Genomic DNA, 672 nt, shown 5'->3' with positions numbered 1-672 from the left:
TTAATCGAGGATAACAATAATCCTTTGTATTGTGATATAATGAAAACAGGCACATTGATATGAAATATCTAGACCCCAAAGCCGATTTGACCTTCAAGAAGGTGTTCGGAGAACATCCCGACCTTGTGATAAGTCTTCTTAATGCCCTGCTCCCTTTCGAGACGGAGGATGAGAAGATAGTGAGTGTGGAGTATCTTCCGGCAGAGCTTTTCCCTGAAACTCCATTGAAGAAGAACAGCATAGTGGATGTGCGCTGCAAGGATGTTGCAGGGCGTATCTTCATAGTTGAGATGCAGATGATATGGTCGCCTGCATTCATGAGTCGTGTCCTGTTCAATGCTTCGAAGGCATACGTAAGGCAGCTTGGCAGTGGCAATGATTATAATCTTCTGCAGCCTGTGTATTCGCTTAATCTGGTGAATGATGTGTATATGCCGGAAGTTGAGGGGTATTATCATGATTACAGGATAGTGCACATGGAGCATAGTGAGAAGGTGATAGAGGGATTGCGCTTTGTGTTTGTTGAGCTTCCGAAGTTCAAGCCTCAGACTTTCAGCGAGAAAAAGATGCATGTTCTCTGGCTCCGCTATCTGACCGAAATAGGTGAAACGACTTATAATGTGCCTCAGGACCTGATGTCCGTTCCGGAGATAAAGAAGGCTGTCGGACAGT

General features: G+C 44.9%; 1 protein-coding gene. It reads left to right on the top strand.

The genetic code is table 11. The annotated features are described in order from the left end of the window. Window positions 1-59: 59 nt before the first annotated feature. Window positions 60-672: Rpn family recombination-promoting nuclease/putative transposase (locus H6A61_RS15310; protein WP_204394770.1), on the top strand; the 613-nt coding region annotated here is incomplete at its 3' end.

The organism is Bacteroides caecigallinarum (assembly GCF_016901995.1).
Lineage (GTDB): Bacteria > Bacteroidota > Bacteroidia > Bacteroidales > Bacteroidaceae > Phocaeicola > Phocaeicola cellulolyticus.
The sequence above is the reverse complement of the archived record's forward strand: the minus strand, read 5'-3'. Positions and strand labels throughout refer to the sequence as shown.